The organism is Anabaena sp. CCY 9402-a (assembly GCF_963920945.1).
Classification (GTDB): Bacteria; Cyanobacteriota; Cyanobacteriia; order Cyanobacteriales; family Nostocaceae; genus Trichormus; species Trichormus minutissimus.
The window spans coordinates 1-24875 of record NZ_CAWUDL010000046.1; the positions used below are offsets into that span (position 1 = coordinate 1).

The window sequence follows — 24875 nt, forward strand, 5'->3', positions numbered from 1 at the left end:
TGGAAACTCGCTCTGGGTCTACTTGTGTGTACACCGTAGCCTACAAGGAGAGAGGCTTTGAGGCTTACTCCCCTTCCCTGTCTCCGACACGCTGCGCGTTGGCGTAGCCTCTCGTTCGCGTAGCGTCTCCCTTTGGGAGAAGAGAATGTAGGGAAGGGGTTGGGGGTTAGGTCTGTATTAGACTCAACTGCAAACCGCTATAATTGACGACTGTCCCCCCAGTCCCCAATCCTTCATTTTTGCATAATCATCTGTGCTACCTTTTCCATCACTTGACTAAAGGGATGTTCTGGATTTCGTAAACAAAATAAATCGCTACTAGCTAATTGAATCAACTCTTCTGATAGTGGTAAAATCCCCGCCACAGGTGCGTTATAAGTTTTTTCTACTTGTTGACGTAAAGCATCAAAATCTAGTGCTGGCAAAGCTTTATTAATTAAAAGCAGCATTTTTGGTATTTCGAGTTTACGGGCTACTTCCACTGTAACAGCCGTACCTTGAAAATCCTGGCGATCGGGTCTGAGAATTAATACTAAAATGTCAGAAATAGCAATAGAAAGTAAGGTTTCTTCATTTAAACCTGGGTGAGTATCAATAAATAGATAGTCTAAATTTAATCTAGTGAGTAAATCTTGAAAACCTTCATTCAACAAATTAAAATCAAACCCTTCTCGTAAAACTCTAGTGATATCTCTCGCTTTAATACTGGATGGAATTAAATAAATCCGGCTGTTCTTGTTTACAACTTTATTTAAAACTGAGGTAACGTCATAAGCTGTCTCTTCAATAGCACAACGTCCCCAAAGATAATCATTGAGGGCATATTTCATTTTCTGCTCATCAAAACCAAACAGGACGTGAATACCTGGGGATTGAATATCAGTATCTATGATACCGACTCGATGACCAGCACGAGCGACAATTCCAGCTAAATTAGCCGTGGAATTTGATTTACCTGTACCACCTCGAAATGAGTGGATGGAAACAATTTTGGACATGATTATTTAGGGTTTGGGGAAGAATTAAGTTTCTAATTTATCCCAAATATTTTGAGATAGGTTACGTTTTTTGGGGCTAGCAAAATGAGGTTTATAGTAGGTGGTATCGCTATCATTTACAATCTGAATAAATCCTTGAGAGATGAGATTTTGGATTTGCTCTTGTGCTTCTTGATGAGAAATATCTTGATGGGTGGCAATTTCAGCTAAGGTTACTTGTTGCTGGCGAATTATCCAATTCATCAATTGGCGTTGTTCATCGGGTAAATTCGCAATTTCAGTTAGAGTTTTTGGGGATGCTGAGTCTTCAAAATCTGGTGTGATCATAGATAATCGTCTAGTGCAAGATGTGGGTTTGTCTCACGCAGAGGCGCAGCGAAAAGTCGGAGCGGAGGTTTCCTCCGATCTGAACTTTTCAAGACAGAGACGCGGAGGATGAGAGGTTAAGAGATTTTTGTGATGAGTTTATTTTTTATGTTCTCTCAGATGTTTACCTCGGCTTTGTAATTTTTGCCAGTATTCTATTTCTTCTTGCTCTTCTACTGGTGTTGGTGTTACTTCTAAGTTATCGACATCATTACCGTTTTCTTGTAGGGTGCGTTTGTTGCGTCTGTCACGTACTTGTTGTAAATAATCAACTTCTGTAGTTGTGGGGGTTGATTCAGTGACTGTTGGAGATAAAATTTCTGGGGGGCGGAGATTGGGAATGGGTGATTTTTCCGCAACATCAGATGTCTGTTGATTATCTCTACTCCGCAAGTCTTTAGCTTTTTGCTGCAATTCCAAAAAATAATCACTTTCGGTAATAGCGGCTACTTCTTCATGCTTTTTTTCTTCATCAATATCAATGTCAATTTTTAAGAAGCCTTTGACTGTTTTGACAATTGTTGCGGCATATCTATCAATCAACACTACACCAGCAGCTGTGGCTAATAATCCCATTGCTGGCGGAATTAAGGGTATCCACCCAGCTTGGAGAAATATGGCATAAGTACCACCGAGTAAAACAGCGATCGCAATTCCACCACCTAAAATTAATAACCAGGGTTTGCGAATCCGCCAAGCTAAAAAGCCACCCACCAACGACCAAGCAAATACCCACAACCCTTCCTGCAAATCATTCCAATGCCATAATAACGGTCGTTTATCTAGCACTGCACTCAATATCTGACTTGCATTTTGGGCGTGAACTACTACCCCTGGCATTTTTTGGCTGTCTGCTGCACCTGCGCTGTAAGGTGTGTAAAAGGTGTCTTTGACAATGGCGGCGGTATAACCAATCAGCACAATCTTGTCTTTAATTAAAGCTGGATCAACTTTGTCAGCTAAAACATCACTAAGAGATACCTGTTTGACGGCATTTTTCCCAGAACGGTAATTCAACAACATTTGGTAATCGCCGGTATCAACTTTATGATATCCACCGGCGTTGGGGGTTAAGCGGTTGAGAACTGTATCACGCAGTTTAATTTCACCAGATGGGCTAAGTTCTGGTTCAATTCCCATTTCTGCTAAGTAACGTGTTGCTACTTGAAAACTTAAGGAAGGTAGTTGATTTTCCGCACTGACGTAATTGCAAATATGTTCGTTAGGTGCTGGTAGTTTCGAGGCTTGGGGAATCGTTAATATCATCCCCTGGCGCACAGTCCCACCGCGATCTACAGGGAAATCTGCCACGCCTACCCGATCTTCGGGAATCCCCGGTGCGGCTGGGATACCGGGAGAGTCAGCTTTACTGATAGCACAGACGGCAATAATGCGATCGCTATCTGTTAACAATTTCACTAATTCGGCTCGACCAGTGGCATTACCTTGCTTGACATCCCTTAAAATATCTATGCCGATGACTCGCGGTGCTTGCGCCTCTAATTTCGCCAACGCCTGGGCTAATGTTCCATCTTCAATCGGGTACTCTTTGCGGGTTTGGATGTCTACATCATTAACACCCACCACCAAAAACCGATTATCTACCCCCTCATCAGGACGCGATCGCATCAACTGATCAAAAGCCCCTAACTCCATTCCCTCCAAACTACCCAACTTCCGCAACCCTACAATTAACCCAGTAATTACCAAACTAGTCAGCACTACTGTACTACCAACAGTTAATACTGCTTTGGGAAAACTCCTAAGTTTTGACTTGATATTTTCCATCTGTGCGTTTTCTCCTAAAATACAGCTAGGGTGAAATATTGCCGATTGCCTCGCTAGCCGTAGAAAGTCGTGCTTAGTAAATTTCTCCACTGAATTTAGGACTGACGCTCAGATTTTCCTTTGGTAACGAAGCTGTATTTGATTTTGCAATTGTGCTAAATATTCATTAATTTCGACAATCTCCAAATGTTAAATTAGATAGATATTTTAAGTAATGTTAACTAGTAACATATTCATAGTTGGGTAATTTTATAACATTTATTTGACTATTTTTTTATAAATTACCGAAAGTTTTTATGGTATATCTACTGAGGTAATGGCAATATCGGAACTTTCCCGGTCATGAGAAAGTCACCAGTACATAATTGTTGTTAATAAAACTCATTAAATCTTTAACAGCTTCAAGCAGTGACTGCACTTAACAGGCTGTTGTCAAAGGCTGACTATGATCAAAAAATTATGCTAAAAAAGACCCTGCTATTAATCACACTAAGTTTAACTTTAGCTCCACAAGTGTTGTTGACTACAGCAGCCACAGCAACACCCAGCAACACAAACCTGATTTCCCAAAGAACACAACCAAGATTTACCCCCCGTCGTCGTTCCCTTTTAAGATTCAAAGTACCAGGAATTAGGGGTTCTCGGAATTTAGAAGCAGGCGCAGCAAGGGGTCAATGCACACCCCAAGCCATCGGTGCAGTCTTACCAGCCAAACCCACAGGGATGTCAGCTACAGAAATCCCCATCGAATTAACCCTGAGCGATCGCCCGACATTCTTTGTCAATGTTCCAGAAACTTCCGCCCAACAAGCAGCCTTTTTGCTACGGAATGAATCAGGAGACGAAATCCTCTTAGAAAAAACCTTACCTCTCAAAGCTAGTAACGGCATCATGAGTTATGCCTTACCTGACGATTTTCCAGGCTTAGAAGTAGGTAAAAAATATCGCTGGCGATTTTCCTTATTATGCGACGCTACAGGAGGCGATCGCAGTGGTGATCCCGTCGCCAGTGGTTGGATAGAACGAGTAAAACCCGACGCGGCGATCGCAGCACAATTGCAGACATCAACACCTAAGCAACAGGTATTGATCTATGCAGAAAACGGTTATTGGCATGATACCTTAAAAGCCTTAGCTGATTTACGTACAGAAAAACCCAGTGATTTTACTTTAGTTCGTGATTGGGTAGACTTATTTAAATCAGCAGGCTTAAGTGCGATCGCCAACCGTCCCTTAATTTCACTCCAAGCCGATTAACTTATTTTCTGTGTCTTCCCTGCGGGACGCTCCGCGAACGTGTCTCTGTGGTAAAAAATCAATTCTTTAACACAGAGACAGAGCTTTTTAATTCTTATTGCGACGACGGAATAAGCATCCAAACAGAGGCAAAATTCCTAATCCCAACATAGCACTAGGCTCAGGAACTAAAGCAGAACGCACCTTAAATGCTGTATCGGGGTTATCGCTAAATACCCCATCAAGACCAGTCTGATAAAACAGTCTATACTCTTCTTCAGGATTACCTTGTAAATTCGCAGGTAAGAAAACATCTTCATCACGAAATGTCCAAGCGTGAACCAACAAACCAGCCGCATGAGCATCATCAACTAACGTTGTAGGAGACGACAAATTTCCCCCAACTCTCGGAATAATTAAGTTTTTGTTAGCACCAATCCCATTAGCATAGGTAGCAATTTCTGCCAAACCTAACGGTGTAATTAAATCAGCATAAGTACGTGTATCTCCACTGACTGTAAAGTCATAGGGTCTCCCACCACCGTTAATCAGTTGTACTAAAGAGACGTTAGTTAACGTATTCAAGTCTTTTAAATTGCTCACTTCAAAAGATTGAATGTAAACTGGCGCAGCTTCATCAGTGTAGCCATTGGCATTTAAAACGCTGACTAAAATTTCTTCCATTGACAAGCCAATAGAATCAAAATAAGTAGGATGCTTAGTTTCGGGATAAATACCAATAGTCCGTCCCAAAGCTGCGCTTTGTGTCTTTGCTAAATCGATGACTTCTTGCAAAGTAGGAATTTCAAACAATCCATCAAAAGCCGTATTATCTGGACGGATAGCAGGGATTCTTTCGATCGCCCGCAGAGTTTTCAATTCAGCTAGAGTAAAATCCTCTGTAAACCAGCCTGAGATATTTTGTCCATCAATCACTTTGGTTGTGAAACGGTCAGCAAATTCAGGAAGACTGGCAATATTCGTTGTTCCAGAAATTTCATTTTCGTGACGCGCCACCAAATAACCATCTTTAGTTGCGACTAAATCAGGTTCAATATAATCAGCCCCCATCTCAATCGCCAGTTGATAAGCAGCTAAAGTATGCTCAGGACGATAACCGCTAGCACCTCGATGTCCAATCACAATAGGGGGTTGACCTGTTAATGTTCCAGCTAGGACTCTTTCTGTTGGCATAACAGTTATTGTAGCCATTCCCAGCAAAAAAGCACCCAAGAAATGCCGCATGATTTCTCCTCACAAGTATTTGGTTACAGATAGATGACTTAACGTAGCTAAGTTACTTGATGAATTTGAGCTACTGACTAAGTTTCAGTAAAAACACTTGAATTAGATTAGAAACCAAACGTTAAAATCTAATTAAACTTCTATTATGTAAGTCTTAAATTTCTCACCAATTCAGAAGAATCAGGTTTCTATGTTTGTAGTAAGGGCTTTAGCCCTTCTTCCTAAATATCAATTAATAGGATTCACATATCACAAAATCTTCATATAGAGACGCGATTCATCTAAATACAGATTGATTAACAATTCGTGATGGTGGACGAGTCGATTCTTCGGGTGCTGCAAACGGCAATGCGGGTAGTGTAACGATTAATGCTGGAGAATTTATCGAAGTCAATGGAACTGTACCGGGTTCAATCAATCCGAGTTTAATTATCTCTTCTGCACCCCAATTCTGGTTTCATCGAATTACCCGCCAATGTTACTGATTCATCGGGATAACTTTCATGCACGGTTTCGGATGGGAGGGGTGGAACAGTAATGTTCTCCTCGACTCTAACTAGATTAAAGTTGTCATAATGTTTCAGATTGTATATTTTAGAAATTTTCTCTTGAATAAACATATATTGTGGCATTTACCTTTAGTTAGTGATCAGCAGGGGTATTCACATTATGAAACGTGCCATAGTAAGTTTGTTTGTGATTGGCACATTAAGTGCAACACTAGCACCAACGGTCTCTGCAAGCCTTACAGAGCAACGCTACTACATACAAGCGAAGCATAGTGGCAAGTGTGTACACCAGCATGGGGGAATTAGAAACATCGGAGGACTGGTCACACAATGGCAGTGCATCAATCAACCAAACGTTCAATTAACGCGGGGATGGGCAGACAATGGTTATTTTGTTCTCCGTTTTAAACATAGCGACCTCTGCTTGACTGTGAAAAATGGACTGTCAGCAAATGGTACTGATATCATCCAATCGACTTGTACAGGATCATCTTCTCAAAAGTGGCGTGAAGTTCGTGTTGATGGATCGTATGTAAAGATTCAGTCTGCCATCGGCTCATGCTTGCACCAACACGGAGGCATTCTCGACAATGGCGGTAGAATCACCCTATGGGAGTGCATCAATCAACCGAATGTCATGTGGAAAATTATTCGAGCCAACTGAATGAGAAATACAAGCATATTTAGTCTAATCATTAATCAGGTGAATCTAGGCAACAACTAACTTTAAGTAAGTGCCATTCCACCCTACTAACCGCAAATTTGGAATAATTTATTTTTTGCTATTACGTAAATAGAAAATAGGAGCAACTATGAAATTTAACTGGCTAAAAAAATTATTGAGTGTTTCAACTTTAGGTTTGTCAGTCTGTGGGATATTGCTAACATCATCTACGTCAGTTTATTCCCAAAGCAACGGTGAAGTGGTGTCTTTTAGGTCGTATAACTTTGGCGATCGCTATATTCGCCACAGAAATTTCTTAGGCTACTTAGAGCCAATCAATGATGAACTAGGAAGGAAAGACGCAACCTACAAACTTGTTCCAGGATTGGCAAATAGGAACTGCACTTCATTTGAATCCGTAAATTTTCCTGGTCACTTCTTGAGACACCAAAATTTTCAACTGAAGTTGGCAAGGAGAATCAATCAGAGGCTTTTTAGCGAAGATGCTACATTTTGCATTAAATCTGCACTCTTTGGTAATGATGCTTCTAGTTGGTCATTTGAATCCCTCAACTTTCCTGGACACTACATACGACACAAGAATTTTGAGTTGTGGATAGATCCCTCAGACGGTAGTGATTTGTTCAGAAAGGACGCGACATTTGGTATCACTAGTCCTCTCTATCGGTAGCGCAATACTCAGTGGTGTAGCCTGACTGTGAGAAAACCTACGCTAGAAGAGTGGAGAACTGCTCATTATCACTCTTGTATATATTTAAAGAGATGTGTAGCCTGACTGTGAGAAAACCTACGCTAGAAGAGTGGAGAACTGACCGTGAAAATTCAGGCAGTCGTCGGCTGCCTCACAATGATTATCATTTTCATGATAAGTGAGATTTAATTTTCTCAAAGCCTTATGTAGTTTGAGTCTTGGTGTATTTTATCAGAAAAATGGGTTGAGAACCCCGTGTTTCCAGCACGGCTTTAAAGTAATGAGTAAGGAGTAATGAGTGGATGAAAAATGGGTATTTACTCATTACTTGTTACTTATTACTCATTACTCCAGAATCACCGTGCGTTCACGGCGGTGAGTATGTCAACCTGATTCAGGCTCGTCAATATTTAGATGCGTTTGCCCTGGTAATGAGATAGAAAGAGGACTAAAGTCCTCACTACAAACTAGGTTTATTCACCAGTAATTGAGAGTCCATCAACCCAAATTCTAGGAGCAACACCACCGGGTGTTAATTCCACTTCCTTTTCTACATGAATGATAGACTTCAAAAGTTCCAAAAAATCACCAGCAACCGTTGCTGATTCAATACTTGTTTTCTCACCTTTGTTAATTAGCCAACCATCAAACGGCAAAGAAAATGAACCTTGCAAAGATTTCACACCAGCATGGAGAGCGTGTAATTCATCAACTAAAATCACATTTTCAGCAGTTTCTAAGCTCAATTCCTGCTCAGAACTGCCGGCTGCAAACACATGATAGAAATTGGGACTAACGCTAACCTTTGCACCAATACTAGCATTACCAGTGGGTTGAGCATTCAGTCTTTTAGCAGTGCCAGCACTGTGCAGAAAACTTGTTAAAACACCATTTTCTATTAACTTCACTTGACGAGTTGGTGTACCTTCCCCATCAAATGTTTCTGCACCTATATTAGCTGGATGCAAGGAATCATCATAGACTGAAATTAAAGATGTAGCAATTTGTTTACCCAAATCATCGGGAGTAGATAAGCTTTGTTTATCCAGAATACTTTGGGCATTAAACAAATTAGAAAACGCACCCAAAAGACTTAAAAAAGCCTCCGGGGAGAACACTACTTGATATTTACCAGTCTTAATTTTTTCGTAGTTCAAATGACTGATAGTTTTTTCAGCAGTTTCCTGGATACAACCATCAATGTCTAAATTTTCTAACCTGCGATTGACTCTATAAGCCCCTGCGCTGCGGGGTTTTTTGCCTTCTTCCTCGGTTTTACTATACAGATAAACCGAAGATACAGAAAGAGAATCTTTTCTCAAAGCACCATCACTATTGAGATAGAACCTATCAATATCTCTTTGTGCCAAACCGTTATAAGGTACTCCTATAATTGCTGCATGAGTAGCTAGTAATCCTTTTTCAGCCACCAGCAGTTTTTCTATAAGTTCTGATACGGGTGCTTGAGGTGCTTTTTCATCAAGTGTTTTCGCTAGTGGTACAGTAGCCTCTGGACTAAAATCGGGGACGTGTTCTTTAACACCAAAGAAACTGGCTTCGTAAGCCGTTTTTAAAGCCAATTCCAATCCTTGGGGATCTACATCAGTGGTGCTAGTGATACCGATTGTATTATCTTCATTCCAAACACGGACAGTCACACCAGAGCGATTGGAAGCTTTAACTTGTTTTGGCTCACCTTGGTCAACTTGCACACTGGTTTCATCTACAGTTGAGCCATAAATGTCAAATTTTTTGATGCCAAGCTTTTCTGCATTTTCCTTGGCGTAACTTGCTATTTCAGTAATGTTGGGCATAAAAATTCAAAATTCAAATTGATAAGTTTGTCGGTAGTAGGGTGTGTTAGGCGCAAGCCGTAACGCACCATGATTCAGATCAATAATTGGTGCGTTACTCTGTTAACGCACCCTACAAATATTGGACTACGAACAAATTGCAAATCTAAAATTCTTTAGCGTCCACCGACGGTAATAGAATCAACTTTGATGTGGGGTTGTCCTACGGTGGTGTAGATACTACCACTGACAGAACCACAGAAACCAGGGGCAATTTCCAAATCTTGGGAACACATGGAAATTTTGTTCATAATCTCCTTGGCTTCACCAATGAGGGTAGCACCCTTGAGTGGCTTGGTAATTTTGCCATTTTCAATCAAATAGGCTTCATCCACACTAAAGTTAAATTGACCAGTAGCCCCAACACTACCACCGCCCATCTTTTTGCAGTAAATACCTTTATCTACAGAGGCAAATAAATCTTCTACCTTGTAGTCACCGGGAGCGATATAAGTATTACGCATCCGGCTAGCCGCAGCGAAGGTATAATTTTGGCGGCGACCACTACCTGTTCTGGGGTGGGAAGTACGCCAAGAACCAGTTCTATCTGCTAGGAAGTTCTTGAGAACACCTTTTTCAATTAATAGGGTTCTTTGAGCAGGCATACCTTCGTCATCCATGTCGATTGTCCCGAAGGCATTATCTGCGCGGCCTTCATCCCAAGCTGTCAAACTTTCGTGGGCAATTTTTTCGCCTTTTTTATCGGCAAAGGGGGAAGTTTTACGCTCGATTTGGGTAGTTTCTAGCAGGTGTCCGCAGGCTTCATGGAAAATTACACCACCAAAGTGATTCGCCATGATGATGGGGTAATTACCTGAATCCACATAATCGGCGTAGAGCATTTTGCCAGCAGATTCGGCAATTTGCTCGGCGGATTGTTGATAGTCCCACGTTCTCAGGAAGTTGGCATCACTGGTATTACCAGCCCGTTCACCTATGGAGGTACGATTTGCACCGTCAGCACACAGCAGGTTAAAACCGACTGATTGAGTTAGGCGAATATCACGGGCAAAAGTGCCATCGCTGGCTGCCACTAATACTTCTTGCCAATCGCGGAAATAGCTGGCACGGCGGGACTGCACATGGCTGGCTTTGCGATTCAAGTAGGCAGTACCATCAAGGAGGATTTCGCCCATTTCCCGGATAGAACTGCATAGAGGTAGCCAGCCATCCTTACCGCGTTTGGTAGCGTAATCTCTAAATAATTCGAGGTTAATTTCTGGGATGAAGGCGTTAGAGGTTGGTAGTTGTAAGCCTAAGATAGATAGCCCTTTTTCTAATGCCGCTTTTAAGCCAGAAAATGATAAATCATTGGTGCTGACGTAGCAGTCGGCTTTGCCACGAAATACTCTGACTCCCGCACCTGTAGATAGACTGGGTGAAATGCTGGTAATTGTATCGTCTTCTGCCAAACTACTAATGTAGTTGCGGCGTTCTAAAAATAATTCTATAAAGTCAGCACCAGCAGCGCGTCCTAAACCCAGAAGGGTAGCTAAGGGTGCTTCCCAAGTTTCATCGAATCGCTCTGGTGTGGAAGAGTATTGGAGGTTGGGGAGTTGATTAGAGAGAAGTAGCGTACTTGTAAGCATGAATAGCCTCGTCTACTGGCGTTATCAGAGATTTGACTGAAAAAATCCCGGTGTGTTAACTCTAGCAAATTTACCCAAGGGCTATCTTGACCGAATTTTGGGGAATGACCGTACTATTTTGAAAATAGGGTGTAGGGGTTTAGGGTAAGAGAGATAGCTAAAATGCAAAACTGACTTACTCTGCTAACCACAAAGCGGCATTACGCACATAGGTTTTGATATCTTCTAAAGCTTGTGGTTCGGTTTTCATACCCGTTCCTGGTGGTTCATCTACAAATGAAGGACAACCTTTGGCAATATCCCAATTGTAATCAACAAAGTGATGGAAACTAGAATTAGCGATCGCTCGCCCTAGTCGTTTTCCCTGTGCGTCTGTGTAATGCTCCATCGCCACCACTAAATTGAATGTCCGCCCTGTGACTAGACTTTGACCTAATGCAATTACACGCGCATCTAAATCCGATTTGACTCCAATACCGCCCTCATGGGGATGGGCTGGGAAAAATTCAATCAACCCAGTAGGTGAATGAGGATTTTGCAATAGCGGATGAACAGGTTCGACAGGAATGATTTTTTGATAGTCGCCATTCGCTCCCGAATGATAATTCGGCCAGGAAATATAAGTGGTGTGTGGATCATCACGACTCCAACGAGAATCGTCAGGATCGGGATTTTGAGTGTTGAAATAGTGGAGATCACCTATATCTACTAGTCCACACATAGAACAACCCATATCTTGATGATCTCGTGTTGTGAGAATTCCCCCACCCCGCTTTCTAAAAGCATTAATACCAGCAATATCTTTTGCTGTTAAACCATCGCCGACATCTAGCGCAAATAACCAAAGTTCATCAAAATCTGATTGATCTAGACTACTTAAAATCGGATCATCCCCGGCTGCATCTGATAGGCGATCGCGTCCTGTAACTGCAAATAATGGTTTACCTGTTTCATCTTTAATAGATGTTAAATATTCTTGTAATAGAGAAAATCGAAAAATACTCCAGTCATCTTCATGCGTGTGAATCGTGGTTTGTAACAGAATCCGAATTGGTCTATTCATAGGTTTTATGAGCTACTATTTCTACCAATTAAGTTTATGGAAATACTGTACAACAAATCTTCATTAATTATTAAAAAACAGCTAAAAAATAGCTTTACATTTTATAATCTGCTGATTAGGTTCAGAAATCAGAAGTCAGGATATGATTCTGATTTCTGACTTCTGATTACTGAATTATTTCAAAATTCTCAATTGTGAGATATATTTCTTCATCGGCTATTTGACTGTTGTAATCAACATTAATTTGAGTAGGATAGCCATATGCAGCATTGTACTGCACAGTTAAGCTAGATGCTTGACGTTGAATAGCATCCTGAATCACATTAAAAAGTTTGGGAATTGTACTGTATTGTCTGAAAAATTGCGGATCAACTGGTTGATTAGTAGCAACAGAAGTAATAGAAACTGTTTGTCCATTACGAACTTCAATAACTACTGGGCCTCTAGCATCTGGTATACAAAAGCAACCATTACTAAATGTATAGCGATAGTTAGAAATATTTTGGCTGTTCCATAACCGACGATTAAACTTTAATCGTCTTAATTCTAAGTTAAGGTTCTTACTAAATGATAACTGTGCTATTTCTACAGTAGATTGAGACATCACGGGCAAATTCACACTTAAAGAAAGCAGCAATCCTGCACTAATAATCATGGGTAGACGCATATCAATCCTTTGCTGTTAGAATTTTACAACTAATTAAGTTTTAGGGAATCTGGAAAACCCCTCTCCAAAGACGCGGAGCGACTACTCTACGAGAACGCTTTGGCGCAGCCTCTCGCAGAGAAGAGCGAACTCGCTAGAGTACCTCTCTCTTTGTAGGCTACGGTATACACACAAGTCTGATCAACTTATCCTGCATCGTTTTGATCCCCCTAAATCCCCCTTAAAAAGGGGGACTTTGATTCTAGTTCCCCCCTTTTTCAAGGGGGGTTAGGGGGGATCAAATCACATTTTGCACCTAGCACAAAGATGTGTGTACACCGTAGCTCTTTGTAGGGGAGAGGTTTTAAATTTTCCCCCTTCCCTACTAGGGAAGGGGGTTAGGGGGTTAGGTTTCGCGTTAGTTTTTTCACATAACGTGAAAAGTCAGAGTTATATTTTTTATGTAGTTGTTTAAATTCATCTTATTTTTTGATTAAAAATACTTACATGATTTTAGATTTGCTGTTTTAAAACTAGCCTTTTAGCTGCATAACTTTGATATCTTTACCAGTTTTAAGTAAAAATTAAGAAAAATTATTTTTACTTAATTAATTTTGGGTACAAGCCTCCACTGATTGGAATTTTTTAATTTTATATTTTCAATTGGGTTGACACAGGGAGTTTATAGCAATCCAGAACCCCTGTTTTTTGGAATCAGGGGTTTCTGAAGTCTCTCCATGCTCACAAATGAAATAAGATTTGCTGTATCTTAACTCTGAAGTGTCTTGCTGAAAATTCGGTAGTATAACCAGCTGCTCACTTCTTTGATAGGAAAAAGTAAATAAGTCAAAGGATTGATCGTCACAATAATATTACGGAAATCGCGGCGGGCTAAAAATAAAATAGCGCGAGCTACTTGGTGTGCTGACATCACACCATAAGGATTAAGTTGGCTTTTAAAAGGCCCTAAAATTAATTTACGAATTATGCAATCGCCATCCAAGCGTTTAAGAGTTACTAAATTTCCTAAAGTGCGTTTGCTGAGTTCATAAAGTGGACTCAGTGCTGGGGATACCTCAGCCTCAGACGTATTCACCCAGATTTCCTTAGTGGCTTTTGCTTGTGGCCCTGTGACTGTTGTCAAAAATATATCCATCAACCTGAGAGCAGAAAAAGTATTGACTTCATATGAAGAGTTAATGGCTTGTGATGTCCGATTGCCGTAGACATTAACACCGTGGTTGATAATCAAAATATCTACTTTTTCTAAACTTACTTTGAGTTCTGCTTCATTACCTAATTCCCAGGGAATTATTTTCAAACCATTATCGGTTGGTAATTTATCTGGGTTAGTGGTTAATGCCACAACTTTAGCATTATGCTTGAGCAACTCTGCCGTTAACGCTTGTCCTAAAGCACCTGATGCACCCGTGACAGCGATGGTTTTACCCTTTAAAGAAAGTCCTGTTCCCAATATCTTATCTACCAAGGAAAATACTCCACTGTAGTAAGCATTGACATCATCAAAATGGTGTCGCCAATGGTAAGATCGATTCACCCACCAAACTGAAGGGCTTTTCTCTAAAGGCCCTGGTAGATGATTATAGTCTGTATCTATTGACCCTTGGAAATATCGTAGGGATGCACCAAACAAGAATGTGCAGGCGTAAACTACTCCCAGCCATAATCCTATTTTCTGGGTAATGAGGGCAATAATTGTTAATACTACTACTAGCAGACTTGATTCTAAAATGTCATGGTAAAGCTGGGATTCTTGATAAGCTTTTAAGGAAACTATCGATAAATCCCGTCGATATACCATATGGTGCTTGTTGTGCCATTTACCTAGCCAAATGACTTTATGACACAACGCATGGTAACTGTCTCTGAATATTTCCGCCAACAATAAGGAAAATAACCCCCAACTAGTAAACTGTAAGCCAGCATTTAGCAGTACCCAATTAATTTGTAATTTGGCCGCAATTTCAGTCAAGCTCTCTAGCATTTTTTTGCTCACCACTCGTCTTAATCTTTTTTCATATTCTGATCAGGATAGATTAAGGGCAAGTTATAAGGCAAACTAAAATTAATTGGGGATTGGGATTGGGGACTGCACTTTTGCAGGGAACGACGTAACTCACTCGCCAGGGACTGGGAAAAGTAGAGAAGCAGAGAATAAGATATTGACTCTATGTCCCATACCTCATAACCCATACCCCATGCCCCATGCCCCATGCCCCATGCCCCACGCCCCATGCCCAACCTCAACGAATCCCAAAAATGTGCCGCCAGGGTTATGGATACGATTCCATTATTGATGCGGTTTATCCGGACTGATATGCGAACTCACAGTCCTGATTCTATTTCTATACCACAATTGCGATCGCTAGCATTTCTCAAACGTCGTCCTGGTGCTTCATTATCTGAGGTGGCAGATCATCTTGGTGTCACCTGTGCTACAGCATCAACGACAATCGAACGACTAGTACAACGCCTGTTGGTGCAACGTACTGACAATCCTCAAGAACGGCGGCGAGTAGTTCTCAATTTAACACCAGAGGGAAAGCAGATGTTAGAGCAATCCCAAGAAAAAACTCGCGGTCATATCGCTGAAATTTTACAGGATCTCACACCAGAACAGATATCACACATTGAACACAGTTTGACTCTCCTGAAAAAAGTCTTTGAAGAAACGGAACTCTCTACTTAATGTCGATATGTTAAGTACATTGATGTGATGGGCATGATAAACATGATAAGTTAAGAAATTTTACATACCATTGCACGAATGTTCATATCATCGACTGCTTTAACAGAAGCTGATCTGGAATCTGCCATTGTTCGTAACCCACTAATAGTTTCACCAAATACATCTGTGGTAGCAGTGATCGCCCAAATGAGTGGGATTCGTGCTGTATGTTCATCTTCTCAAGAGGCAGATACTGAACTTGCCGCCTTATACCTAGAGGCGCGTTCGAGCTGCGTGTTGATTGTAGAAGACAATAAGTTATTAGGCATTTTTACGGAACGAGATGTAGTTCGCCTCAGTTCTCAAAAGCGATCGCTAGAAAATCTCACAATTGGTGAGGTGATGGCACATCCAGTCATTTCCTTGCCGCAATCTGCATTTACTGATCTGTTCTTTGCCGTCAATTTACTCCAGCAATATCAGATTCGCCACCTACCACTAGTTGACGAGCAGAACCAAATCGTCGGCATACTCACCCATGAAAGCTTGCGGCAATTGTCCCGCCCCATAGACTTGCTGCACCTCCGTGTCGTCGCCGATGTCATGACTTCGGAAGTGATTTGTGCTGATCCCAGTGTTTCTATGCTAGCTATAACTTGCTTGATGGCAGAACATCAGGTAAGTTCGGTAGTGCTTGTAGAAGAAAGATTTCAAGACAAAGAAGGTAAACTCATACAATTACCAGTTGGCATTGTCACAGAGCGAGATATCGTCCAGTTTCAAGCCTTGAAACTAAATTTTGAGAATTTACAAGCACAGGTTGTCATGAGTACACCCGTGTTCTCAGTCAGTCCTCAAGACTCGCTGTGGATTGTGCAACAGATTATGCAGCAATACTTGGTCAAACGCTTAGTGGTGATTGGTAAGCAAGGCGAGTTGTTAGGTATCGTTACCCAGACTAGTATTCTGAAAGTCCTCAATCCTCTAGAGTTAAATCAATTAGTTGGAGTCTTAGAACATCGGATATCTTGCTTAGAAACAGAGAAATTAGAACTGCTGCAAAATCGTAACGCCGAATTAGAGCAGCAAATCCAAGAACGGACAGCTAAACTCCAGGCCAAAGCCGAACGGGAAAAGTTAATTGCAACTATTGCTACCCAAATTCGGTCTTCTCTGCACCTGCAAGATATTCTTGACACGACAGTTATACAAGTGCGATCGCTTTTACACTGCGATCGCGTCAACATCTGGCAATTTCAACCAGACTGGAGCATGGTTGTGGTTGCGGAATCGGTAGCCAATGGTCATGTTTCTTATCTGGGCAAACAAATTCACGATTCTTGTTTCGCGGCTAATTGGGTTGAGATATATCGCCAAGAACGAATTCGAGTTGTGTCTGATATACACACTACACAGATGAGCGATTGTCACCGTCAACTACTAGAACGTTTACAGACTAGAGCTAAAATTTTAGTGCCAATTATCAACAGTGATAAACTGTGGGGATTGCTGAATGTCGTTGAAAGCCAAGCCCCTCGACAGTGGGAAGCCGAAGAAACAGCTTTATTAGAACAGCTTTCTACCCAAATGGCGATCGCGATTCAACAAGCTACTGCTTACCAACAACTGCAAACTGAACTAGCAGAACGACAACAAACAGAAGCACACCTCCGCCAAAGTCAACAACGGTATGCTTCTTTAGCCGCCGCCGCTCCAGTGGGCATTTTTCGTACCGATGTGCAAGGAAATTGCCTTTACGTCAATGAACGCTGGTGCAAGATTGCTGGGTTAACTTCTGAAACAGCCATCCAGTTTGGATGGGTGACAGGTATTCATCCCGACGACAAAGACAAAGTTTTTATTGAGTGGTATTCTGCCGCCAGAGAACATCGTCCTTTTCAGCTAGAGTATCGATTTCAAAAACCTGATGGCACTGTGACTTGGGTGTTTGGACAAGCTGTAGCCGAATCCGATATTGCCGGAAAAATCACAGGGTATGTTGGCACAATCACCGATATTAGTGAACGCAAAGATGCAGAAGCACAACTACTTTACAACGCGCTACATGATTCTCTAACTAACTTACCTAATCGTAAGTTGCTCATGGAGCGATTGGAATCAGCTATTAAGCGCACCAAGCGACTTGAAAACTATCATTTCGCGGTTTTGTTTCTCGATATGGATCGATTTAAAATCATTAATGACAGCTTGGGACATTTAGCCGGAGATCAACTTCTAAATATCATTGCCCAGAAGCTAAAATCCAAAATTCGTCTCATGGATCTGGCCGCTCGCTTAGGTGGTGACGAGTTTGTGATTCTACTTGAACGCGTAGAAAACATTGAAGAAGCCGTCATGGTTGCCAAGCGGATTTTAGCAGAATTTCAAACTCCATTAATGCTTAACGGACATGAAGTATTTATCACCACGAGCATTGGCATAGTATTAGGAACAGCCCGTTATCATCAAGCCTCAGATTTACTGCGAGATTCTGATCTTGCCATGTATCGAGCTAAGGCTCAAGGGAAAAGCTGCTATAAAATTTTTGATACCCAGATGCACATCCAGGCACTGAAACGACTCAATTTAGAAAGTGACCTGCGAAAAGCACTGGAACGACAAGAATTTATCGTTTACTATCAACCAATTATTGATCTCAATAACAATAATTTGATCGGTGTTGAAGCATTAGTACGCTGGCAACACCCAACTCGCGGCTTTGTTTCTCCTACAGAATTTATTCCCGTAGCTGAAGAAACAGGTCTGATTGTCCCTCTAGATCATTGGGTACTCCAAACCTCTTGTCAACAACTAAGAAATTGGCAAACTCAGTTTGATAGTAAATTAGCTCTCAAGGTAAGTGTGAATCTTTCAGTTCAAGATATCTGCAAAGCTACTTTAGTTAGGGATGTAGAAGAAATTCTGACTCAAGTTGGTTTAGACGGTAATTGTCTCACTCTAGAAATTACTGAGAGTATTCTGATTGAGAATATAACTGAGACAATCATCGTATTAGAGCAGTTAAAAACACTAGGAATCCAAATCAGCATTGATGATTTTGGTACTGGATATTCATCACTCAATTATCTGCATCGATTACCAGCCGACACCTTGAAAATTGATCGTTCCTTTATTAACCAAATGGAGGAGGGGCAGAGAAATTATCAAGTCGTCAAAACTATCATCACACTCAGCAATCAACTGGGATTGGCAGTTGTGGCAGAAGGTATTGAAACACAGCAGCAACTCCAACGGTTACAGCAACTTGGATGTGAATTTGGTCAAGGTTATTTATTTTCTCACCCTTTAGCTGCCCATGAAATTGAGACACTACTGATCAAAAAATTTGCGGAGGTAAAGGGGAATCAATCGCTGACAGTACAGGGGGAGCAGGGGGAGAAGAGTCTGATTACTATACAGCAAGCCGTAGAAAAATTAGAATAGCTGATACCATTTATTGATGAAGAGATGCCCAACTAGTTTGCCTTCCCAGGCTGGTGTAATCAGCGAATATAAATATTTTATGAAACAATTAACGTCTAAAGATTGGATAGTCATCAAACGGCAACTAACTCCTTATTTATTTTTACTGCCGGCTTTGATTCTGCTGGGCTTAACTGTATTCTGGCCTGCACTACAAGCTTTTTACCTCAGCTTTACTAGCTACGAAGACCTCAGCCTACCACCCCAATGGATAGGAATTAAAAACTTCCTCCGTTTGTGGCAAGATGCCGTTTTTTGGAAAACTTTAGAAAATACGTTTTTTTATCTTGTTGGTGTAGTTCCCATTCTAGTTATTTTTCCTTTAGGATTGGCAATTTTAGTTAATCAAAAATTACGAGGAATTAATTGGTTTCGAGCAGCATATTATACGCCAGTAGTTATTTCTATGGTCGTTGCGGGGATAGCTTGGAAGTGGCTATATGCAGAAAATGGGTTACTAAATCAATTCCTCAAAATGTTAGGTCTGTTCCCAGAGGGTATTCCCTGGCTGACTAGTTCGGCGAAAATTTTCGGCATCGTACCCATTACTCTAGCTAGTGTTATGGCTGTCACCATTTGGAAAGGACTAGGTTATTACATGGTGATTTATTTAGCTGGGTTGCAATCAATTCCAGCAGATGTATATGAAGCTGCCGCTATTGATGGTTCAGATGGTATTCGCAAACATTGGGATATTACTGTACCTTTAATGAAGCCTTACTTAGCATTAGTCGCAGTCATTTCAGCCATTTCCGCGACTAAGGTATTTGAAGAAGTTTTTATTATGACTCAAGGTGGCCCTCTTAATAGTTCCAAAACAATTGTTTATTATCTCTATGAACAAGCATTTAGTAATTTAGAAATTACCTATGCTTGTACAATCGGATTAGTGCTATTTTTGATTATTTTAGGTTTATCAGTTTTACGATTAGTAATTAGTCAATCAGGGGGGGATAGTCTGGTTTGAAGGTGACAGGTGATAGGGGATAGGTGACAGGTGACAGGTGACAGGTGACAGGTGACAGGGGATATGTCAGGTGATAGGTCAGGGGATAGGTCAGGGGATTGGGAACAGGTTCTAGTTTTATGGTTGTCTTACCTTTAGAACCATCACCATAGGTTGCATCGGATGAATCGAATTCTCATTGTGGAAGATGAACCCCGCATAGCGGCTTTTATTGAGAAAGGATTGCGTTCTCATGGCTTTATAACGTCTTTAGCCGTTGATGCCCATTCTGCCACTAATATGGCTTTAAGTAGCTGTTTTGATTTAATGATTTTGGATTTGGGGCTTCCTGGGAAAGATGGCTTAGATGTATTGGCAGAACTACGTGGACAAGGAGAAAATTTTCCAGTCATTATTTTAACTGCCCGTGATGACATTCAAGATAAAGTCGTAGGCTTTGAAACTGGTGCAGATGACTATGTAACTAAGCCTTTCCGGTTTGAAGAATTGTTAGTACGGATAAAAGCTAGGTTGCGTAATAGTGGTAACAGTCAAGCTACCGAAGAGATGGTACTGAAGTTTGGGGATGTGGTTTTAGACTTGCGATCGCGTAAAGTAAAAGTGGGTCAAAACATAGTAGAGTTACCCGCAAGGGAATTTACGCTTGCAGAAACCTTCCTTCGCCATCCTGGGCAAGTTTTGAGTCGTGAACAATTATTGGATAGGGTATGGGGTTATGACTATGACCCAGGCTCAAATATTGTTGATGTTTATGTGGGTTATTTACGCAAAAAATTAGGTAGTGACCTAATTGAAACTGTCAGAGGTATGGGTTATCGTCTGCGAACATGAGAATTTTCTCATCAAAGCTTCATGATTTTTTCATCTGATAATTAGAAACTAATAAACATACAGTGTTTATCGGTTGAGTGGGGTACAATAACTCCGCCCCTAACCGCCTCCCCGGAAGCAAGGAGGCGGCTATGATATACCCGATGTGATGAATAAACGCTATAGGTTCGATTGTAACCTTTTCGCCTGATCTACAGAATATAAATTCTGTCGTAAGATGTGTGTGTTCCCTATATGACCGGAATTTTGGATGTAAAGATTGGGCTTTTAGATTTAATATTTCAAATCCCAATTTTTAACACGTATAAAACCCACAAATTTATAGTTTATATGGGGAAACAACCAAAGAGAGACAAATCTCAAGTTTCTCTATTTAATCCCGACAGTCTGAGATTAGTGCTGAACAATCAAACTACAATAGCGAAAACATATATAAAACATCGTCGAGGCTTTTTTTGGGCTACGCGTACAAGGATTTTGGCCTGGTATGCGATAATTTTATTTGTGATTTTTCTGGTTTTTATTCCTGCAATTCGTCAGGCTTTATATGCACAAGTTGATCAGCGTGTAAATGATGAAGCAAGAGAAAAGATAGAAATATTTGAGCAATTAATTAGGGGTAAAAGTAACAATTCTGAGCCTCTGGATGAAGAAATTCTTGAAGTTATTGATAAACTTAGAAACAATGATACCCGTCTACGGAAGCCCCCAAAGACAAAAACAGAGTTAAGAAATTTTTTTGATGCTTTCTTAGCCAATCAACTCCCAGAAGATGATGCCTTTTTGATTGCATTAATGGACGAAAGATTTTATAAATCAAGTCCTAGAGCTAGACCAAAAGAAATGGATAGAGATGCAAAAATCATTCTAGATTGGGCAAGGTTAACAAAACCAGCGCAAGGAGAAAAGGTCATCCTTGGGAGTGAAGTTGATAGTATCCTTTATCAGGCTCAACCTGTAAAAATTGACGGCGAAGTCATGGGAGTGTTAGTCGTTGCTCACACCACGGCTGGGGAACGTGGAGAAGTGTTAGAAGCTTTAGCAGTGATTGTTCAGGTGAGTGTAGTTGTTGTGCTATTTGCTTTAGTTTTAGCTTGGTTTGCTGCGGGAAAAATTCTTGCACCTTTGCGCTTACTAACTCAGACGGCTCGCACAATTACTGAAACAGATTTAAATCAACGCATCACTATAGATGGTAGTGGAGAACTAGCAGAATTAGGAGCTACTTTTAATGACATGATGGATAGGTTGCAAGAAGCTTTTACCAGTCAACACAATTTTATTAACGATGCTGGACACGAACTGCGCACACCTATTACTATCATTCGTGGTCATTTAGAATTGATGGGTAATGAACCGCAGGAAATACAAGAAACTCTATCTATAGTAATGGATGAGTTAGAACGGATGAACCGCTTTGTCAATGATTTGATGTTACTAGCAAAGGCGGAGCGTCCAGATTTTTTGCAGTTAGAAACAGTTGATGTTAGCATTTTCACTGAAGAATTATTTGCTAAAGTTAAAGGGCTTGGCGATCGCAAATGGCGACTTGAAGCTGTTGCCAGAGGTAAAATTGTTGGAGACCGTCAACGTCTGACTCAGGCTATGATGAATTTGGCACAAAATGCTACTCAACATACAAACAACACTGATACAATTGCTCTGGGTTCAATGATTCACCGGGGTAAAATCAGCTTTTGGGTACGTGACACAGGAGTAGGTGTTGCACCAGCTGATCAACAGAGAATTTTTCAGCGTTTTGCTCGTGCTGCAAACAGTCGCCGTCGTTCTGATGGTGCTGGGTTAGGATTATCCATTGTGCAAGTCATTGCTGAAGCACACGGCGGACAAATTACCCTAGAAAGTGAACTAGGAGCAGGATCTGTCTTCACAATTACCTTACCGTTGGAATCACCCCAAATAAGAACATTAATTCAATAATGTCAGTGAAAATTACAGCAATTAAATCAATTATTTGCAGTGTTATTAGTTTATCTCTCTTAACATTTTTATTAGCTTGTTACTATTCCCCAAATCAGCCAAAATCCATAGTAGTTCCTCCATCCGTAAAAGCAGCTTTCCAAGCGAAATATCCTGATATTCCTCATACCTGGCAAAGACATGATTACGGTTATGAGGCAGTTTTTACTGAAGATAATATCCAATACGAAGCAGAATTTTCCGCAACCGGGGAATGGCTAGAAACGGAATACTATGTGACGGAGAAAGAATTTCCTCCTATTGTATTAGAACGCATCAAGGAAAAACGCCCTGGATTTATTGTCACAAAATATGAAATTGAAATTACGCCTAAAGGCATATTTTATGAAGTAGATATTACTGACGGAGAACTCGAAGAAGAATTATATCTTGATAGTAATGGTAATCTTCAAGTTGATTTATATGAGGATTAATAGGAGTGCTGAGTTAGGAGTGCTGAGTGCTGAGTTAGGAGATAGGAGTGGTGAGTTAGGAGTGGTGAGGTAGAAATTTTACCTCATCTCTATCTACTCCTCGGACTTCTTCCACTTACTGATACTTAGAAGGTAAAAGTTGTCCGAACTGTACCAATATAAATTTTTTTCCCACCAGCGACTCCACTCACAGCAAAGATAATCTCTCCCTCTAGCTCAACTTGGGGCGAAAACTGTTGTGTTTCTAATGCAGATATCTTGTTTTCTAATAAATTTATGCGGTTGCTAAAAATTGCTAATTCCGCAGAAAATTCTGTTTGTAGTTTTTGGATTGTAGTTAACGTTTCTCGATTAAATTTATCAAAGTTACTATTATTTATCTTGAGAATACAAGCATTTAATTTAGTGGCAAATTCATATCTAGTCATGCTTTGATTGTCAGTATTCTCCTGACTAACACAATCATATTGCTCAATTAATGCTTGTAGTGCCTGAAATGCCCAACTATCACGGGTAATATCCGTTAATTGAGAAACTAATATAATTTTATTTAATTTACTATTTTCTCCTACTGGAATAGTTGTTGCACTAACTTTAGCTATACTACTAAAAATAATTGCAATGATTAAACAACTCAGGTGTATTTGCTGACAAAAAATTGAACCCATTAATTATATCTCCTGAAAATCAAAATCTGCGTCACTAAATTTATAGCGATTCCTAGTTACGTGAGGTACATAACTAATGTTTTCTAACGCAGAGGGGCGCGGAGTTTCCTCTATTTTATTAGTGGTGTACTACTCAGTACCTCAGCAGATTAGGAAACGCTATATAATTAATTACGAATTACGAGTTATATTGAGTTGCTGTTCGCAGAGATTTAATAATGCTTCGGTACAAGGACGACGTTCAAGAAATTGGGTGCTTATGTAAATATGTCGGACTAATGTTAGGGTAGTATAGGTTTTAATTGCAGGTAAAAGTTCATCGCCTGTAAGCTGAATAAATCTTGTAGTTAGAGCATTTTCATACTCTTGTAATAATTGGGAATTACCAAAATTACGCAGACTGTATTCTTGCAGATGAGCGATGAAATTACCGATATCAACTGCCGGATTACCTGCACAATATAAATCTAGGTCAAGTAGATACAAACGAGAATTATTAATAATGACTTGATCAGGATAAAAATCACGATGAATCCCACAAATTTTTGGTTCTGGCGTGTTTTCTCCTAAATCATCACTAGCTGCTAATATGCGTTCTAAACGTGCTTGCCATTGTGAATATTGTTCCATAACTAATGGAATCCGTTCATGCAAAATTCTTAATTCATCTGACATCCTATGAGAACGACGAGGAAGAATATTAGCTTGGTGCAATTTATAAGCAGCTTCAGCAATGAGTTTTGCAGGTAAAATACCGTTAGTTTGTGAGAGCATTTGAGTAGCAGTCACCCCCTCAACCTTACGCTGCAACCACATTTGCCATTCAGGAATCACACCCACAGTTTCAGGGACAGAAATCCCATCAGGACTATCATCACCAAATCCAGATTCCCAGAGAGATTTCTGTAACTGATAACTATGAAAATCAGTTCCCTTAGCCCTCACCTTCCCAATTAACGTAATGACTTCCCCCGCATCATCAATCAACTCATATTCAATCAAACAACGCCGCCCCAACTTATGACGAATCACCCGGACATTCTGCACACGACAATTTTTAGCTATGTCCAAACACCCCTCAAAACACTCCTCCACCCGCACCCGATCAACCGCATCCGCCAAAAAAGGCATCTTCCCATCACTAAAATCCATAC

General features: G+C 40.6%; 22 protein-coding genes. 10 read left to right on the forward strand and 12 right to left on the reverse strand.

Translation table 11 applies throughout. The features are described 5' to 3' along the window. Window positions 1-233: 233 nt before the first annotated feature. From ACM0OR_RS17355 to ACM0OR_RS17365, 3 genes are all read right to left on the reverse strand, one after another. Window positions 234-998 (reverse strand): MinD/ParA family protein, encoded by a 765-nt coding sequence (locus ACM0OR_RS17355; RefSeq protein ID WP_323265594.1) that lies wholly within the window; start codon window positions 996-998, stop codon window positions 234-236. 24 nt (window positions 999-1022) lie between these two features. After that, complete coding sequence (locus ACM0OR_RS17360) at window positions 1023-1325, reverse strand: MarR family transcriptional regulator (protein WP_414577684.1); 303 nt, start codon at window positions 1323-1325, stop codon at window positions 1023-1025. 138 nt (window positions 1326-1463) lie between these two features. Then, the gene (locus ACM0OR_RS17365) at window positions 1464-3152 is read right to left on the reverse strand and encodes a CHASE2 domain-containing protein (protein WP_414577686.1); all 1689 of its coding nucleotides are present in this window, start codon (window positions 3150-3152) and stop codon (window positions 1464-1466) included. 459 nt (window positions 3153-3611) lie between these two features. Here ACM0OR_RS17365 and ACM0OR_RS17370 point away from each other — a divergent pair, with 459 nt between their 5' ends. Further along, window positions 3612-4409 carry a DUF928 domain-containing protein gene (locus ACM0OR_RS17370; RefSeq protein WP_323265591.1) on the forward strand — a complete coding sequence of 266 codons (798 nt, stop codon included), beginning with the start codon at window positions 3612-3614 and terminating at the stop codon, window positions 4407-4409. 87 nt (window positions 4410-4496) lie between these two features. Here the strand turns inward: ACM0OR_RS17370 and ACM0OR_RS17375 are convergent, their stop codons facing one another. Next, the gene (locus ACM0OR_RS17375) at window positions 4497-5633 is read right to left on the reverse strand and encodes a glycerophosphodiester phosphodiesterase family protein (protein WP_414577688.1); all 1137 of its coding nucleotides are present in this window, start codon (window positions 5631-5633) and stop codon (window positions 4497-4499) included. 425 nt (window positions 5634-6058) lie between these two features. Continuing rightward, window positions 6059-6265, reverse strand: coding sequence for a hypothetical protein (locus ACM0OR_RS17380; protein ID WP_414577690.1), 207 nt, complete (start codon window positions 6263-6265; stop codon window positions 6059-6061). Between the two features lie 37 nt (window positions 6266-6302). Here ACM0OR_RS17380 and ACM0OR_RS17385 point away from each other — a divergent pair, with 37 nt between their 5' ends. The 3 genes from ACM0OR_RS17385 to ACM0OR_RS17395 all read left to right on the forward strand — a co-directional run bounded on the left by ACM0OR_RS17385 (window position 6303) and on the right by ACM0OR_RS17395 (window position 7958). Continuing rightward, on the forward strand, window positions 6303-6806 hold the full coding sequence (locus tag ACM0OR_RS17385; protein WP_414577692.1) for an RICIN domain-containing protein: 504 nt from the start codon (window positions 6303-6305) through the stop codon (window positions 6804-6806). Window positions 6807-6954: 148 nt separating this feature from the next. Beyond that, on the forward strand, window positions 6955-7497 hold the full coding sequence (locus tag ACM0OR_RS17390) for an AbfB domain-containing protein (RefSeq protein ID WP_190708060.1): 543 nt from the start codon (window positions 6955-6957) through the stop codon (window positions 7495-7497). A gap of 323 nt (window positions 7498-7820) precedes the next feature. After that, window positions 7821-7958 carry a hypothetical protein gene (locus ACM0OR_RS17395; protein WP_323265588.1) on the forward strand — a complete coding sequence of 46 codons (138 nt, stop codon included), beginning with the start codon at window positions 7821-7823 and terminating at the stop codon, window positions 7956-7958. Window positions 7959-7991: 33 nt separating this feature from the next. Here the strand turns inward: ACM0OR_RS17395 and ACM0OR_RS17400 are convergent, their stop codons facing one another. The 5 genes from ACM0OR_RS17400 to ACM0OR_RS17420 all read right to left on the reverse strand — a co-directional run bounded on the left by ACM0OR_RS17400 (window position 7992) and on the right by ACM0OR_RS17420 (window position 14674). Beyond that, on the reverse strand, window positions 7992-9332 hold the full coding sequence (locus tag ACM0OR_RS17400) for a TldD/PmbA family protein (protein ID WP_414577695.1): 1341 nt from the start codon (window positions 9330-9332) through the stop codon (window positions 7992-7994). 155 nt (window positions 9333-9487) lie between these two features. Further along, the gene (locus ACM0OR_RS17405) at window positions 9488-10960 is read right to left on the reverse strand and encodes a TldD/PmbA family protein (protein WP_414577697.1); all 1473 of its coding nucleotides are present in this window, start codon (window positions 10958-10960) and stop codon (window positions 9488-9490) included. A 175-nt stretch (window positions 10961-11135) separates the two neighbouring features. Further along, entirely contained in the window at window positions 11136-12023 is an 888-nt protein-coding gene (locus tag ACM0OR_RS17410; RefSeq protein WP_414577699.1) for a hypothetical protein, read from the reverse strand. 166 nt (window positions 12024-12189) lie between these two features. Continuing rightward, the gene (locus tag ACM0OR_RS17415) at window positions 12190-12690 is read right to left on the reverse strand and encodes a DUF6174 domain-containing protein (RefSeq protein WP_414577701.1); all 501 of its coding nucleotides are present in this window, start codon (window positions 12688-12690) and stop codon (window positions 12190-12192) included. 748 nt (window positions 12691-13438) lie between these two features. Further along, the gene (locus ACM0OR_RS17420) at window positions 13439-14674 is read right to left on the reverse strand and encodes a bifunctional sterol desaturase/short chain dehydrogenase (protein WP_414577703.1); all 1236 of its coding nucleotides are present in this window, start codon (window positions 14672-14674) and stop codon (window positions 13439-13441) included. Between the two features lie 228 nt (window positions 14675-14902). Here ACM0OR_RS17420 and ACM0OR_RS17425 point away from each other — a divergent pair, with 228 nt between their 5' ends. The 6 genes from ACM0OR_RS17425 to ACM0OR_RS17450 all read left to right on the forward strand — a co-directional run bounded on the left by ACM0OR_RS17425 (window position 14903) and on the right by ACM0OR_RS17450 (window position 23053). Continuing rightward, window positions 14903-15379, forward strand: coding sequence for a MarR family transcriptional regulator (locus tag ACM0OR_RS17425; protein ID WP_242039451.1), 477 nt, complete (start codon window positions 14903-14905; stop codon window positions 15377-15379). Window positions 15380-15457: 78 nt separating this feature from the next. Next, window positions 15458-18802 (forward strand): EAL domain-containing protein, encoded by a 3345-nt coding sequence (locus ACM0OR_RS17430; RefSeq protein ID WP_414577706.1) that lies wholly within the window; start codon window positions 15458-15460, stop codon window positions 18800-18802. Between the two features lie 79 nt (window positions 18803-18881). Next, window positions 18882-19808, forward strand: coding sequence for a carbohydrate ABC transporter permease (locus tag ACM0OR_RS17435; protein WP_414577708.1), 927 nt, complete (start codon window positions 18882-18884; stop codon window positions 19806-19808). Between the two features lie 162 nt (window positions 19809-19970). Beyond that, window positions 19971-20639, forward strand: coding sequence for a response regulator transcription factor (locus tag ACM0OR_RS17440; RefSeq protein ID WP_414577710.1), 669 nt, complete (start codon window positions 19971-19973; stop codon window positions 20637-20639). A 330-nt stretch (window positions 20640-20969) separates the two neighbouring features. Beyond that, window positions 20970-22580 carry an ATP-binding protein gene (locus ACM0OR_RS17445; protein WP_414577712.1) on the forward strand — a complete coding sequence of 537 codons (1611 nt, stop codon included), beginning with the start codon at window positions 20970-20972 and terminating at the stop codon, window positions 22578-22580. Continuing rightward, the gene (locus tag ACM0OR_RS17450; protein ID WP_414577714.1) at window positions 22580-23053 is read left to right on the forward strand and encodes a PepSY-like domain-containing protein; all 474 of its coding nucleotides are present in this window, start codon (window positions 22580-22582) and stop codon (window positions 23051-23053) included. Before ACM0OR_RS17445 ends, ACM0OR_RS17450 begins: the two co-directional genes overlap by 1 nt. Before the next feature lie 125 nt (window positions 23054-23178). Here ACM0OR_RS17450 and ACM0OR_RS17455 read toward each other — a convergent pair whose 3' ends face one another. Beyond that, window positions 23179-23721 (reverse strand): iron uptake porin, encoded by a 543-nt coding sequence (locus tag ACM0OR_RS17455; protein ID WP_414577716.1) that lies wholly within the window; start codon window positions 23719-23721, stop codon window positions 23179-23181. Between the two features lie 171 nt (window positions 23722-23892). Beyond that, on the reverse strand, window positions 23893-24873 hold the full coding sequence (locus ACM0OR_RS17460; protein ID WP_414577718.1) for a phosphotransferase: 981 nt from the start codon (window positions 24871-24873) through the stop codon (window positions 23893-23895). Between the last annotated feature and the right edge of the window lie 2 nt (window positions 24874-24875).